Source organism: Streptomyces sp. NPDC030995 (assembly GCF_055571215.1).
In genome coordinates, this window is record NZ_JBVIFS010000004.1 from 131,603 (window position 1) to 143,425 (window position 11,823).

At 69.5% G+C, this 11,823-nt stretch carries 13 protein-coding genes, 1 tRNA gene and 1 pseudogene; 5 read left to right on the plus strand and 10 right to left on the minus strand.

Going from position 1 to position 11,823, the window contains the following annotated elements:
* Nucleotides 1-70: 70 nt before the first annotated feature.
* Both pknB and ACZ45T_RS09030 read left to right on the plus strand, forming a co-directional pair.
* On the plus strand, nt 71-2,089 hold the full coding sequence (gene pknB, locus ACZ45T_RS09025) for a Stk1 family PASTA domain-containing Ser/Thr kinase (RefSeq protein WP_468439006.1): 2,019 nt from the start codon (nt 71-73) through the stop codon (nt 2,087-2,089).
* A 147-nt stretch (nt 2,090-2,236) separates the two neighbouring features.
* Entirely contained in the window at nt 2,237-3,274 is a 1,038-nt protein-coding gene (locus ACZ45T_RS09030; protein WP_468439007.1) for a restriction endonuclease, read from the plus strand.
* Nucleotides 3,275-3,370: 96 nt separating this feature from the next.
* Here the strand turns inward: ACZ45T_RS09030 and ACZ45T_RS09035 are convergent, their stop codons facing one another.
* The 6 genes and pseudogenes from ACZ45T_RS09035 to ACZ45T_RS09060 form a co-directional block, all read right to left on the minus strand.
* Nucleotides 3,371-4,099 carry a class E sortase gene (locus ACZ45T_RS09035; protein WP_468439008.1) on the minus strand — a complete coding sequence of 243 codons (729 nt, stop codon included), beginning with the start codon at nt 4,097-4,099 and terminating at the stop codon, nt 3,371-3,373.
* A 22-nt stretch (nt 4,100-4,121) separates the two neighbouring features.
* Nucleotides 4,122-4,793 (minus strand): annotated as a pseudogene (locus ACZ45T_RS09040) (class E sortase); the annotation flags it as partial.
* 149 nt (nt 4,794-4,942) lie between these two features.
* Entirely contained in the window at nt 4,943-5,581 is a 639-nt protein-coding gene (locus ACZ45T_RS09045; RefSeq protein WP_468439009.1) for an aminodeoxychorismate/anthranilate synthase component II, read from the minus strand.
* On the minus strand, nt 5,578-5,754 hold the full coding sequence (locus ACZ45T_RS09050) for a hypothetical protein (protein WP_030011120.1): 177 nt from the start codon (nt 5,752-5,754) through the stop codon (nt 5,578-5,580). Before ACZ45T_RS09050 ends, ACZ45T_RS09045 begins: the two co-directional genes overlap by 4 nt.
* A gap of 90 nt (nt 5,755-5,844) precedes the next feature.
* Nucleotides 5,845-6,597, minus strand: a complete 753-nt coding sequence (locus ACZ45T_RS09055) for a class E sortase (protein WP_468439010.1) — start codon at nt 6,595-6,597, stop codon at nt 5,845-5,847.
* The gene (locus tag ACZ45T_RS09060; protein WP_468439011.1) at nt 6,569-7,342 is read right to left on the minus strand and encodes a DUF881 domain-containing protein; all 774 of its coding nucleotides are present in this window, start codon (nt 7,340-7,342) and stop codon (nt 6,569-6,571) included. The genes ACZ45T_RS09055 and ACZ45T_RS09060 overlap by 29 nt, the downstream gene beginning before the upstream one ends.
* Before the next feature lie 91 nt (nt 7,343-7,433).
* Between ACZ45T_RS09060 and crgA the strand changes: the two genes are divergently transcribed.
* The gene (gene crgA, locus ACZ45T_RS09065) at nt 7,434-7,688 is read left to right on the plus strand and encodes a cell division protein CrgA (protein WP_319721979.1); all 255 of its coding nucleotides are present in this window, start codon (nt 7,434-7,436) and stop codon (nt 7,686-7,688) included.
* 115 nt (nt 7,689-7,803) lie between these two features.
* Here crgA and ACZ45T_RS09070 read toward each other — a convergent pair whose 3' ends face one another.
* Together ACZ45T_RS09070 and ACZ45T_RS09075 are read right to left on the minus strand one after the other, a co-directional pair.
* Complete coding sequence (locus tag ACZ45T_RS09070) at nt 7,804-8,679, minus strand: rhomboid family intramembrane serine protease (protein ID WP_468439012.1); 876 nt, start codon at nt 8,677-8,679, stop codon at nt 7,804-7,806.
* A 146-nt stretch (nt 8,680-8,825) separates the two neighbouring features.
* On the minus strand, nt 8,826-9,353 hold the full coding sequence (locus ACZ45T_RS09075) for a peptidylprolyl isomerase (RefSeq protein ID WP_468439395.1): 528 nt from the start codon (nt 9,351-9,353) through the stop codon (nt 8,826-8,828).
* 175 nt (nt 9,354-9,528) lie between these two features.
* Between ACZ45T_RS09075 and ACZ45T_RS09080 the strand changes: the two genes are divergently transcribed.
* Nucleotides 9,529-10,227, plus strand: coding sequence for a DUF5324 family protein (locus ACZ45T_RS09080; protein ID WP_468439013.1), 699 nt, complete (start codon nt 9,529-9,531; stop codon nt 10,225-10,227).
* Nucleotides 10,228-10,292: 65 nt separating this feature from the next.
* On the opposite strand, the gene ACZ45T_RS09085 is transcribed toward ACZ45T_RS09080, so the two are convergent.
* Both ACZ45T_RS09085 and ACZ45T_RS09090 read right to left on the minus strand, forming a co-directional pair.
* On the minus strand, nt 10,293-10,802 hold the full coding sequence (locus tag ACZ45T_RS09085; protein WP_468439015.1) for a LysM peptidoglycan-binding domain-containing protein: 510 nt from the start codon (nt 10,800-10,802) through the stop codon (nt 10,293-10,295).
* Between the two features lie 238 nt (nt 10,803-11,040).
* Nucleotides 11,041-11,113 (minus strand) — tRNA-Ala (locus ACZ45T_RS09090).
* A gap of 161 nt (nt 11,114-11,274) precedes the next feature.
* On the opposite strand from ACZ45T_RS09090, the gene ACZ45T_RS09095 reads away from it, so the two are divergent.
* Nucleotides 11,275-11,823: a helix-turn-helix domain-containing protein gene (locus tag ACZ45T_RS09095; RefSeq protein WP_030012999.1), complete on the plus strand. Its 549-nt coding sequence runs from the start codon at nt 11,275-11,277 to the stop codon at nt 11,821-11,823.

An 11,823-nucleotide genomic window follows, 5' to 3' on the forward strand; every position in this document is an offset into this window, starting at 1 on the left:
TTTGCGCGAACAGCACACCGCCGGACCACACACAGGTGCGGTCGGGACTGACGGAGAGGGCTGCAACGTTATGGAAGAGCCGCGTCGCCTCGGCGGCCGGTACGAGCTGAGCCACGTGCTCGGCCGTGGTGGCATGGCCGAGGTCTACCTCGCCCACGACACCCGGCTCGGCCGTACCGTCGCCGTCAAGACCCTGCGTGCCGATCTCGCCCGTGACCCGTCCTTCCAGGCCCGGTTCCGTCGCGAGGCCCAGTCGGCCGCGTCGCTGAACCACCCGGCGATCGTCGCCGTCTACGACACCGGCGAGGACTACGTCGACAACATCTCCATCCCGTACATCGTGATGGAGTACGTCGACGGATCCACCCTGCGCGAACTGCTGCACTCGGGCCGCAAACTGCTGCCCGAACGCACCCTGGAAATGTGCATCGGCATCCTCCAGGCCCTCGAATACTCGCACCGCGCCGGCATCGTGCACCGCGACATCAAACCCGCCAACGTGATGCTGACCCGCACCGGCCAGGTCAAGGTCATGGACTTCGGCATCGCCCGCGCCATGGGCGACTCCGGCATGACCATGACGCAGACCGCCGCCGTCATCGGCACCGCCCAGTACCTCTCCCCGGAGCAGGCCAAGGGCGAGCAGGTCGACGCGCGCTCCGACCTCTACTCCGCGGGCTGCCTGCTCTACGAGCTCCTCAGCGTCCGGCCCCCGTTCGTCGGCGACTCCCCCGTGGCCGTCGCCTACCAGCACGTACGGGAAGAACCGCAGCCGCCGTCGAACTTCGACCCCGAGATCACGCCCGAGATGGACGCGATCGTCCTCAAGGCACTGGTCAAGGACCCCGACTACCGCTACCAGTCGGCCGACGAGATGCGCGCCGACATCGAGGCCTGCCTCGACGGCCAGCCCGTAGCCGCCACCGCCAGCATGGGCGCGGCCGGCTACGGCTACCCCGACCAGAACCACGGCTACGGGCAGCCCGGCTACGACCAGCCCACCACCGCCCTGCGCACCACCGACGCCGGCCAGACCTCGATGATGCCGCCGATGCCCCCGGGCGACGGCGGATACGGCTACGGCGACCAGGGCCACGGCGGCTACGACCAGGGCCCGAACCGCCGCCAGCAGAAGAAGAGCAAGGCCTCCACGGTCCTGCTCGTGGCGGCCGGCGTCCTCGTCCTCGTCGGCGCGATCCTCATCGGCCGCTCCCTCTTCAGCGGGGGCGCCGACAACCGGCCCTCCGTGCCCAAGCTCGTCGGCCAGACCCTGGAGCAGGCGCAGAAGAGCGGCGACAACGTCGGCCTCAAGGTCGTCAAGGGCACCGACGCACCCTGCGACGACCAGCCCAAGGGCAACGTCTGCAAGCAGGACCCGGTGGCCGACACCAAGGTCGAAGAGGGCTCCACGGTCACGGTGACGATCTCCTCGGGCGCCCAGAAGATCCCCGTCCTCGACGTGCTCAACATGAAGTACGAGGACGCGGAGCGGGCGCTGAAGGAGAAGGGCTTCCAGGTCGACCGCAAGCCCCAGGAGTCCGACCGCACCCCGGGCACCGTCCTCGAACAGAACCCGAAGGCGGGCGTCGAGGCGGAGAAGAACAGCGTCATCACGCTGACCGTCGCCAAGGAACTGTCCAAGGCCGATGTCCCGGAGCTCAAGGGCAAGACCAAGGACGAGGCGATCAAGGCCCTCAACGACGCCAAGCTGAAGCTCGGCAGCGTGACGGAGGCCGAGCAGCCCGGAGCCGCCCCCGGCACGGTCGTCCAGCAGCAGTACGCCGCCGGGCAGCAGCTCGAGGTGGGCAAGACGGTCAACATCACCATCGCCAAGGTCGCGCAGGCGACGGCCGTCCCGAGCTTCGTCGGCAAGACCCTGGGCCAGTACAAGGACGACCTCAAGCGCGCCAACCTGAAGCTCGGGATCGTCAGCGGCCCGACGGACGACAACGCGATCATCGTGGCCTCCGACCCGGCGCCGAACACCCCGGGCACCTCGGGCCAGTCGGTCAACGTCTGGACGACGGCGGGCCAGCAGCAGGACGGCGGCATCATCGCCGGCCTGACGGGCGGCCCCGGCCGCCGCTAGCCTCCGGCCCGGCCCGCAGGACAGAACAAGGTCCGGCCCCTCTCCTCGGAGAGGGGCCGGACCTTTTTGCGTACGTGTCTTCATATGTACGAATTCGTTAACCCGGATGGGGGTGGGGTACCGGACTCCACCCGGGAGGGACGGGTCATGATCAACGAATCGGTACTGCTGGAATCTCGGACCCTGCGAACGAGCGTTCTGGAACGGACGCACGTCCTGGACAAGGTGAAGGCCCTGTCCTTGCTGCCGGACGGGCTGCACGTGACGACGGCGATGGTGGCGGCGTATTACGAGGTTGCGGAGACGGCAATCCGCCAACTTGTCCAACGTCACCGTGAGGAGCTTGCAACCAACGGACTGTCCGTGCTCAGGGGTTCCGAACTACGGGATTTTGAGAGTGACAACTTGTCACTCTCAAAGCGCCGCAACCTCACGATCTACAGTCGGAGGGCTGTCCTCAACGTCGGAATGCTCCTCCGGGACAGCGAAGTCGCACGTCAGGTGCGTACGTACCTCCTCGACGCCGAGTACGAGGTGCGTACACGACCTGTGGATAACTCTATCCACAGGCCCAAATGGGACGAGCTCGACGAGCGGATCGACGGCCGGATCACCGACGTGCTCGGAAAGACCGTCGTGCCCATGCTGAACGTGCTCATCGAGACTTCCGGCGAACAGGGCCGCGAGCTGATCTCCCTCCGGGAGGACGTCCAGCAGATCCAGATGAAGCTCGTCGAGCACGACCTCCAGCTCAGCCGGCTCCAGCGCGGCCAGGACGTGAAGGCCCTCACCGGGGTCATCGGGACCATCGACGCCATGAACTGGAGGGAGTTCGAGCAGCATGTCGCCGGGCTGCTGCGCCGCGACGGGTGCACCGACGTCGAGGTGTACGGCGGGCACGGCGGCGACCGCGGGGTCGACATCACCGCCCGCACCGCCGACGGACGCTCGGTCGCCGTGCAGTGCAAGAACTTCGCGCCCTTCCGGCACGTGCTCAGCGGAGAGATGCAGAAGTTCCTCGGCGCGTCCAAGGTGCTCCACCAGGCCGACGTGGCCCTCTACGTGGCCACGTGCGCCTTTACCCGGGAGGCCCTGGCCATCTCCGCCCAGGGAGGCGTCACGGCCGTCCACAGGGGCCTTCTGGAGGCGTGGAGCGCGGGTGTCCAGCTCCAGGTACTGCGCTAGTGACTGAGTTACTTCCAGCAACTCAGTCACCCGACTTATCCACAGCCCCCGTAACTGAGTGCCTGCGAGGCACTCAGTTACACACCGTAACCACCGTCACCACAGCTCCGCCGGAGGCGTTCGCTTCGCGTCCACCTTTTCCGTCCGGACCAGCTCGCCCCACAGGATGTACCGGTACTTCGACGTGTAGACCGGGGTGCACGTGGTCAGGGTGATGTAGCGGCCCGGGGCCGTCTTGCCCGATTCCTTCGGGACCGGGTTGATCACGTCCGTGTTGTACTTCGAGGTCTGGCGCAGCTCCGCGAAGACCTTGTAGACGTACCAGGTGTCCCGCGTCTCGAAGACGATCGCGTCGCCGTTCTTCACCTTGTCGATGTTGTGGAACTTCGCCCCGTGCCCGTCCCGGTGCGCCGCGAGCGAGAAGTTCCCCTTCGCGTCCCACGGCAGTGCCGACTTCACCGGCTGCGTGTAGTAGCCCGCGACGCCGTCGTCGAGGACGTCCGGGTCGGTACCCGGCTTGACCAGCACCTCGCCGTTCTTCATCGCCGGCACGTGCAGGAAGCCGACGCCGCCCTCGGTGTCCAGCGCCCCCGGCTCCGCCGGCTTCGCGGGCGCCGGCGCCTGCCACTGCTGGCGGATCTCGTCGCCGCGCGCCGACGCCTGCCGGTCCGCGAGCACGTTCGTCCACCACAGCGAGTAGGCCACGAACAGGCCCAGGACCAGGCCCACGGTGATCAGGACCTCGCCCAGCAGGCTCAGGAACCCGGCGAGCACACTGCGGCTGCCGACGGGCGGGGCCGCGGCGCGGCGGCGGGCACGAGACACTGCTGATTCGTCCTTAGAGCGGCTACGGGCTGGTCAGCGCGGGCGGTGGGCCCTGGCTGCGGGGGCGTTCATCGGTCATCCTGCCCCATACGATCATCCGGTAGGTGCTGGTGAACTCCGGGGTGCAGGTGGTCAGCGTGATGTACCGGCCGGGTGAGGTGAACCCCGACCCCTCCGGCACCGGCTTGATCACCGACACGTTCGTCGGCGGCGTCTGCGCCAGCGCCGAGGTCATCTCGTACGTGTAGTACGCGTCCCGGGTCTCGACGACCACGGGATCCCCGGGCACCAGCCGGTTGATGAAGCGGAACGGCTCGCCGTGGGTGTTGCGGTGTCCGGCCACCGCGAAGTTGCCCTGCGCGTCGGCCGGCATCGCCGTCTTCAGGGAGCCCTCGCCGTAGTGCCCGACCATTCCCCGGTCCAGCACCTTCGGCTTGCTGATGCCCTCCGCCACGGGGACCTTCACGTCCAGCTTCGGGATGTAGAGGATCGCGAAGCCCTGGCCGGGCTCGAACGCCGTCACGGGCGGCGCGGCGGCTCCGCCGCCCGGTTCCTTCTCCCACGTCTGCCGCAGCGAGCCCGCGGCTCCGTTCGCCGTCCGCTCCGCCAGCAGGTTCGTGTACCAGAGCTGGTAGGCGACGAACAGCAGCATCACCAGGCCCAGCGTGATGAACAGCTCTCCGGCCAGCCGGCTCGCGATGACCACCGGGCCGCCCGAGGCCGGCCGCTTGCGCCGCCGGCCGCCCCGTCTGCGGGTGTTCCTGGCGGCCCGTTTCGCGGCCTCCTGAGCTGCCCTGCGTCGCGCGGCCCGGCCCTGCGTGGGCGCGGACGGCGCGACCGCGGTCACGCGACGGCCTTGCCCACCACCGGGGCCAGCCCCACCGAGCGCTCCACGGCACCCGCGTCACCGCACCGGACCAGCCAGTTCGCGAGCATCCGGTGCCCCCACTCGGTCAGCACCGACTCGGGGTGGAACTGCACGCCCTCGACGTCGTGCTCCCGGTGCCGCAGCCCCATGATGATCCCGTCCTCGGTCCGCGCCGTGACCTCCAGCACGTCGGGCAGGGTCTCGGGCTCGGCCGCCAGGGAGTGGTACCGGGTCGCGGTGAAGGGGGAGGGCAGGCCCTCGAACACGCCCCGGCCCTCGTGGACCACCGGCGAGGTCTTGCCGTGCAGCAGCTCGGGCGCCCGGCCCACGACCCCTCCGTAGGCCACCGCCATCGACTGCATGCCGAGGCACACGCCGAAGACGGGGACGCCCGTGTTCGCGCAGTGGCGGACCATGTCGATGCACACGCCCGCCTCCTCCGGCGTGCCGGGCCCGGGGGACAGCAGCACTCCGTCGAAGCCGTCCTGCGCGTGCGACAGCTCGACCTCGTCGTTGCGCAGCACCTCGCACTCGGCGCCGAGCTGGTAGAGGTACTGGACCAGGTTGAAGACAAAGCTGTCGTAGTTGTCCACAACCAGAATGCGCGCGCTCACGGAGTGGCTCCCGATCCCTCGTCCACCGTCACGTCATTGAACGGAAGGAGCGGCTCGGCCCACGGGAAGACGTACTGGAAGAGCACGAAGACCACCGCGAGGACCAGTACGAGTGAGATCAGCGCGCGTACCCACGCGTTCCCCGGCAGATGCCGCCAGATCCAGCCGTACATGCCGTCTGTTTCCCTTTTCGTCCACGATCGTTCCACGTACCGCAGGAGCGGTACGCGAACAGACTAAAGGCAGCGGCCCGGCCGGGTGGGTCACCCGGACGAACCGTCCGGCCGGCCCTGCCCCACGGTGCGCGTGCCGGTCAGCTCCGCCCAGACCACCAGCCGGTGGCTGTGGCCCCATTCGGGATCGCAGGTCGTCAGGGTCAGATACCGGCCGGGGGCCGTGAACGGCGACTTCCGCGGCACCGCGTCGACCACTGCGACGTCGGTCGGCAGCGTGCGCAGGGGCCCGCCCCGGACCGTGTACGTGTACCAGGTGCTCGCGTCCTTGAGGATCACCTCGTCCCCCTCGCGCAGCTGCGGGAAGTCCTTGAAGGGGTCTCCGTACGTGCGCCGGTGGCCGGCCACCGAGAAGTTCCCGGTGGCGCCGAGGCGGGCGGTGCCGGCGTAGTGGCCCAGGCCCTTCTTCAGCAGCTCGGCGCCCGTGCCCTCCAGGACGGGCTTGTTCCAGTCCGGGCCGAAGCGCGGGATGTACATCTCGGCGAAGGCCTGACCGGCGGGGTAGCGCTGCGGGGGCGCCTGCCCTGCCGGGGCCGCCGGTTCCGGTGCCGCCGGCTGCGGCGCGGCCGCCGGGGCCGCCGCCGCCCAGCGGTCGCGCAGCCGGGCCATCTCCCCGTCCATGGCCCGGTCGGCCTTGACCCCGGTCCACAGCAGGACGTACGCCACGAACAGCACGATCAGGGTGCCCGCCGTCAGGCACACCTCGCTGAACGTCCGTACCACCAGGCGCAGTACGACGTCGGGACGGACCCGTTCACGGGGTGGTTGCCACCGGCTTCGCATAGTGGAGGTCCACTGTGCCGGAGTAGCCGGGAAGTGTCAGCGCCTTGTGCTCGTCCACTTTCCAGCCGAGCCCGTACGCGTTCACGTACAGCTGGTAGTTCTGCAGGGCCGACGAGGCCGCCATGGCCTTGCGCAACGCGCCCGGGTCGCCGACCGCCGAGATCTTGTACGGCGGCGAGTAGACCCGGCCCTGGAGGATCAGGGTGTTGCCCACGCAGCGCACCGCGCTGGTGGAGATGAGCCGCTGGTCCATGACCTGGATGCCCTGGGCGCCGCCCTGCCACAGGGCGTTCACCACGGCCTGGAGGTCCTGCTGGTGGATCACCAGGTCGTTGGGCTGCGGCTCGGGCACGTTGGGGATGCGGGCGGTGGCGTTCGGCGGGGCGTCGTTGAGGGTCACCGTCAGACCCTTGCCGGAGAGCTCCTCGGTGCCCGAGGCCTTGCGCAGGGCGGCCAGCTTGGCGTCCTCGGCCTTGGTGCTGCCGTCGTCGCGATCGGCGAGGGCCTCCACCCGGCGGCGGGCCGCTCCGGTGCTCTCCTCCAGCGCCGCGTTGTCCTGGCTGCGCTCCTCGATGAGGTCCGACAGCTTCAGGAGCGAGGCGTCCGTGCGGATGTTCGTACCCTTGGAAGTGTTGAAACTGGTGACGAAGAGCAGCCCGGCCAGGGCGAAGACGGCGGCGGTCAGCAGCCGGACCGGTCTGGCCCGGCGGCGGGGACCCGCGGAGGAGTCGTCGGAATTGCTCAACGTACCCTTCTCCTTCTACGCCACAGGTCCACTACGCTAACGGACGCCCGGGGCAGGCAAGGTCCCCAGCGCATCGACAGGAGAGCCCCTCGTGCCGAAGTCACGTATCCGCAAGAAGGACGACTACACGCCGCCGCCCACGCGGCAGCCGCAGGCCATCCGGCTGACGAACCGCAGCTGGGTAGCCCCGGTGATGCTGGCCTTCTTCCTGATCGGACTCGCGTGGATCGTCGTCTTCTACGTGACCGAGACCCAGCTGCCGATCGAGGCCCTGGGCAATTGGAACATTGTGGTCGGTTTCGGCTTCATCGCCGCGGGATTCGGCGTTTCCACGCAGTGGAAGTAGCACGTCCCGGTCTCTGACGGAAGCTCTCCCCATGAGTTATCCACAGCGTCATCCACACCTGAGGAAAAGACAGAAGATCTGTGGATAACCCTGTGGAGAGTTGACGCCGGTGTGATCAGGTGAGTTCCGCCGTGCGGAGCAGGATCAGCGCCGCTGCCAGCAGGAACACCCCCGCACAGGTCACCCATTGGATGAGTGTGCGATTCCTGCCGGCGGTGGGCGCGAGCATGCCCAGGCCCACCAGGGCGCCGGTGACCAGGCCGCCCACGTGGGCCTGCCAGGACACGCTGAGCCCGCTGCCGATCGGTACGAAGGTCAGCACCAGCATCAGCACGACCATGGTGATCACCGGCCGCATCTCGTACCGCAGCCGCCGCGCCAGCACGACGGTGGCGCCGAGCAGGCCGAAGACGGCGCCGGACGCGCCGAGCGTCGGGGTGTTCGGCGCGGTCAGCAGGTAGACGAGGGCGCTGCCGCCCAGGCCCGAGAGCAGATAGACGGCCAGATAGCGGGCCCGGCCCAGCGCCGCCTCCAGCGGGCCGCCGATCACCCACAGGCCGATCATGTTGCCGATGATGTGCCACCACTCGGTGTGCAGGAACACCGAGGTCAGCAGCCGGTGGTACTCGCCGGTGGAAACCCCTTCGACGGGCGCTCCCAGGAATTCGACGTACCGGCCGAGCAGCTCCAGCCGGACCACGAGCGCCGGGGCGGCCAGGCCCGCGAGGAACACCGCGGCATTGATCCCGATCAGGGTCTTGGTGACGAGATGGGGGTCGGCGGCGACCACCCCGCCGGCGAGGGTGCGCGGCGCGTTGGCGCTCGGGCGGTGCCCGGTGCCTGAGCCCGCGCGGACGCATTCGGGGCACTGGAAGCCGACCGAGGCGCTGATCATGCACTCGGGGCAGATGGGGCGCTCGCAGCGGGTGCAGGTGATCCCCGTGTCGCGGTCCGGGTGGCGGTAGCAGCCCGGCAGACGGTCGGTGTCCATCGGTTCCCTCGATCGGCGGCGAGGCACAGGGTGCGCCCCGCCGGTCCGGCATGGCCCCCGCAATGGGTACGCATGCAGTACGGACGGGCGGGGCGGAAAGGTTCCCGGGGCGGTGTCCGGGGTCCGGCGGCCGGGTCCCGGGGCGGTCAGCGCTTCTCGACGACGACGGACTGGATGATCACGTCGTCCAGGGGGCGCTCGGTGCGCGGGTTGGTGGCGCTGGCGGCGATGGCGTCCACGATCTTCTGGCTGGCCGGGTCGGTGACCTCGCCGAAGATGGTGTGCTTGCGCGTCAGCCAGGCGGTGGGCGCGACGGTGATGAAGAACTGCGAGCCGTTGGTGCCCGGGCCCGCGTTGGCCATGGCGAGCAGGTAGGGCTTCGTGAAGGCCAGGTCGGGGTGGAACTCGTCCGCGAACAGGTAGCCGGGACCGCCGGTGCCGTTGCCGAGCGGGTCGCCGCCCTGGATCATGAAGCCGCTGATGACACGGTGGAAGACGGTGCCGTCGTACAGCGGGTCCGTGGTCTTCTGGCCGTCGGTGGGACGGGTCCACTCGCGGGCTCCGGTGGCGAGCTCGACGAAGTTCCGGACGGTCTTCGGAGCGAAGTTCTCCAGAAGCTCGATCTGGATGTCGCCGTGGTTGGTCTTCAGGGTGGCGTAGAGCTTCTCGGCCACGGATCTGCCTTCCATAGTCATCACTGTCGGTCCAGATGGTCGCACGGAGCGCTCCGCGGCACTGAAATCGTCCACCCGTATGCCCTGTCACGCATGCCGGTCGGCGATATGGCAGGCATGATCCGACAAAGGGTGGAAAGGTGAACTGTGTCCGCCACCGAGAAGGAGGAATCCTGTGACCCGCAAGGACAGCGTGCTCGCGGCAGCGGAAAGCGCCAGGGAGACCGTGCGGCACGCGTCGGAAGTGGTGGCACCGTACGCAGGGACCGCCAAAGATGCCATGGCGCACTACGCGCACGAGGCGAATGAAGTGCTCGCGCCGAAGCTGTCGCACGCGGCCAACGAGACCGCGCGGCAGGCCCGCATGACGTACGACAGCCATCTGCATCCCCGGCTCAAGGCGGCGCGGGCGCATGTGCCGCCGAACGTGGACCGGGCGGCGACGAAGGCGGTGCGGCAGACGCGCCGGGCGGCGCGGCAAGCGGCCGACTACACCCAGCCGAAGATCGAGAGCGCGATCGCGGCCGCCACCCCGATGGCCGAGGAGGCCGCGTCGCGGTCCACCGCCGCGCTGGCCGCGCTGCGCGGCCAGGTGTCGGCCAAGGAGGTGCGGAAGCTGGTGCGGCGCCACGAGCGGCGGGCGCGCTGCGGCCGGGCGCTGCGCGGCGTGGCGGTGGTCGGCGTCCTGGCGGGCGCGGCTTTCGCGGCGTGGAAGTGGTGGGACCAGCAGTCGAACCCGGACTGGCTCGTCGAGCCGCCGGCGGCCACCGAGGTGCCGGCGCGCGATGCCGAGCCGGCGAGCTTCGACGACGAGCTGGCGGAGAAGGAGCGCGAGGCGGAGCCCGGTCCCTCCTCGGAGGACAAGCAGCGCTGAGCGGCGCACGCACGCGAAGGGGCCCGGATCCGGCTGGATCCGGGCCCCTTCCGCGTCGCCTTCCCTCAGCTCGGGAGGGTGAGGACCATGCCCGGCCGGATGAGGTCGGGGTTGGGGCCGACGACGCCCTTGTTCATGGCGTAGAGCTCGCGCCAGCGCGCCTCGTTGCCGAGCTCGCGGCCGGCGATCGCGGAGAGCGAGTCGCCGGGCCTGACGGTGTACGTACGCTTCCTGGCCGTGGCGGCGGGCTTGGGGGTCGGCGCCGCCGGAACGGCCTTGTGCGCGGCCGACGTCGGGGACGGGGTGTGCGGTGCGCCGGGCATCGTGGAGGCCGCGGCGGGCTTGGGCGGCATGGCGGCGGGCTTGGGGGCGACGGGCACGGCCTTGTGCGCGGCCGACCCGGGGGTCGGGGCCGCGGGCTTGGGCGGCGCGGCGGCGGCCATGCGTTCGGCGGCGGCCCTGGTGGCCGAGGCGGCGTCGGCGGCCGGGGCCTGCCGCTCCATCTGCTCCTTCGTCTTCTCGGCGGCCTCGTGTGCCTTCTTCTTGTCGGACTTCAGGAAGTCGAAGAGTCCCATGTCTGTACGCCTCCGGCGTGATCGCGCCCCCCTGGGCTGGTGCCTTCCCCCACTGTCCGACACGGGGCGCCGGGCGGCCCTGTGACGGGGCCATCCGGGGGACGGCGGGGGATGCCGGGGATGCGTGGTCATCAAGTCGGCCGACGAGGCGGGCTGTTGATGGAACGGGCGGCCGCCGCCCGGCCAATGAAAAAGACCCTTCTGACTGCGTTTCCGCAGGTCAGAAGGGTCTGATATGTGGAGCCTAGGAGATTCGAACTCCTGACATCTGCCTTGCAAAGGCAGCGCTCTACCAACTGAGCTAAGGCCCCGTGAAACCGGACGCACCCGTCCCACGCGGGAAGGTGGTCGTTCCGCAGAACAGAGTACCGGGTGTACCCCCTCATCTCGCAAAATAATAGGGACTCCCGCCCTGCGACCACTCTCCGTAAGATGCTCGCGAGGTTCGCACCAGCGAAGGGGAGTAGTAAGAGTGGACGCAGTACAGCAAGAGGCCACGGCCAGAGCCAGGGAGCTTCAGCGCAGTTGGTACGGGGAGCCGCTGGGAGCTCTCTTCCGCCGGCTCATAGATGACCTCGGCTTGAACCAGGCCCGCCTCGCTGCCGTCCTCGGACTGTCGGCGCCCATGCTGTCCCAGCTGATGAGCGGCCAGCGCGCCAAGATCGGGAACCCGGCCGTGGTGCAGCGCGTCCAGGCCCTCCAGGATCTCGCCGGCCAGGTGGCCGACGGAAGCGTCAGCGCGGGGGAGGCCACCGACCGGATGGACGAGATCAAGAAGACCCAGGGAGGCTCCGTCCTCAGCAACAGCGGCCAGACCACCACGAGCTCCGGCGCACCCACCGTCAAGCGGGTCGTCCGCGAGATCCAGTCGCTGCTGCGCTCGGTCTCCGCGGCCGGCGACATCATCGACGCGGCGAACACCCTCGCCCCCAGCCACCCGGAACTGGCAGAGTTCCTCCGGGTGTACGGAGCGGGCCGCACCGCAGACGCCGTCGCGCACTACGAGGCGCACCAGAACTGA

Bases quoted from the DNA above. Each gene is read 5' to 3' on its own strand.
- ACZ45T_RS09050 (WP_030011120.1), bottom strand. From the start codon at position 5,754: ATGTACGGCTGGATCTGGCGGCATCTGCCGGGGAACGCGTGGGTACGC.
- pknB (WP_468439006.1), top strand. From the start codon at position 71: ATGGAAGAGCCGCGTCGCCTCGGCGGCCGGTACGAGCTGAGCCACGTG.
- ACZ45T_RS09055 (WP_468439010.1), bottom strand. From the start codon at position 6,597: ATGCGAAGCCGGTGGCAACCACCCCGTGAACGGGTCCGTCCCGACGTC.
- ACZ45T_RS09030 (WP_468439007.1), top strand. From the start codon at position 2,237: ATGATCAACGAATCGGTACTGCTGGAATCTCGGACCCTGCGAACGAGC.
- ACZ45T_RS09070 (WP_468439012.1), bottom strand. From the start codon at position 8,679: ATGGACACCGACCGTCTGCCGGGCTGCTACCGCCACCCGGACCGCGAC.
- ACZ45T_RS09085 (WP_468439015.1), bottom strand. From the start codon at position 10,802: ATGGGACTCTTCGACTTCCTGAAGTCCGACAAGAAGAAGGCACACGAG.